The organism is Ideonella sp. P3_A4, assembly GCF_056403075.1.
This window is the reverse complement of the sequence record NZ_JBFUGE010001091.1, coordinates 1-1,250: the sequence shown is the minus strand read 5'-3', so window position 1 is coordinate 1,250 and position 1,250 is coordinate 1. Positions and strand designations below refer to the sequence as shown.

The following is a 1,250-nucleotide window of genomic DNA, read 5'->3' as shown; positions in this document are numbered from 1 at the left end:
GGCGAGAAGCTGGACGCCGGCGAGAAGGAAAAGATCGAGGCCGCTCTGAAGGACGCTGAGGAAGCGCTGAAGAGCGACGACAAGGCCACGATCGACGCCAAGACCGAAGCCCTGATGACCGCCAGCCAGAAGCTGGGCGAGAAGATGTACGCCGACCAGCAAGCGGCCCAGGCCGCGGCAGGTGCTGCGGCGGGTGGTGGCGGCGGCGAGCATGCCGAGCACGCGCAAGCCCAGGCCAAGCCGGCCGACGACGACAACGTGGTCGACGCGGAGTTCAAGGAAGTCAAGAAGTGATAAGCCGTCAGGCCTTGCGGCCTGACGTCCTATCTCGCCGCGTTCGAACGGCAGGCCGCAAGCCTGCCGCTCAACGCGGCGGTTTGCGTTTGGAACGACCTGAGACCTTTCATGGCGAAGCGTGACTATTACGAAATCCTGGGCGTCGCAAAGAACGCCTCGGACGACGACATCAAGAAGGCCTACCGCAAGCTGGCCATGAAGCACCACCCTGACCGCAACCAGGGTGACGATGCCAAGGCAGCCGAAGAGAAATTCAAAGAGGCCAAAGAGGCCTACGAGATGCTTTCCGACGGCCAAAAGCGCGCGGCCTACGACCAGTACGGCCACGCGGGCGTCGACCCGAACGCCGGTGGCTTCCGCGGCGGCCCAGGGCAGGAAGGCTTCGGCGGTTTCGCCGAGGCCTTTGGCGACATCTTTGGCGACATCTTCGGCGGCCAGGGCGGCGGTGCTCGGCGCGGCGGCGGCGGTGGTGGCCAGAAGGTCTACCGCGGCAACGACCTGTCGTACGCGATGGAGATCACGCTCGAAGAAGCGGCGCTTGGCAAGGACAGCCAGATCCGCATCCCCAGCTGGGAACACTGCGAAACCTGCAGCGGCACCGGCGCCAAGCCCGGCACCAAGGCCAAGACCTGCGGCACCTGCAATGGCGCCGGCACGGTGCACATGCGCCAGGGCTTCTTCAGCATCCAGCAGACCTGCCCGCACTGCCACGGCACCGGCAAGATCATTCCCGAGCCCTGCACGGTGTGCGAAGGCGCGGGCAAGATCAAGAAGCAGAAGACGCTGGAGGTGAAGATCCCCGCCGGCATCAACGAAGGCATGCGCATCCGCTCGGCCGGCAACGGCGAGCCGGGCACCAACGGTGGCCCGGCGGGTGACCTGTACATCGAGATCCGGATCAAGCAGCACGAGATCTTCGAGCGCGACGGCGACGACCTGCATTGCACGGTGCC

At 65.6% G+C, this 1,250-nt stretch carries 1 protein-coding gene and 1 pseudogene; both read left to right on the top strand.

Annotated elements, in window-relative coordinates; genetic code table 11:
* Positions 1–294: pseudogene (dnaK, locus tag AC1DYI_RS36095) on the top strand (molecular chaperone DnaK); the annotation flags it as partial.
* Positions 295–405: 111 nt separating this feature from the next.
* Positions 406–1,250: molecular chaperone DnaJ (locus AC1DYI_RS36090; protein WP_477208895.1), on the top strand; the 845-nt coding region annotated here is incomplete at its 3' end.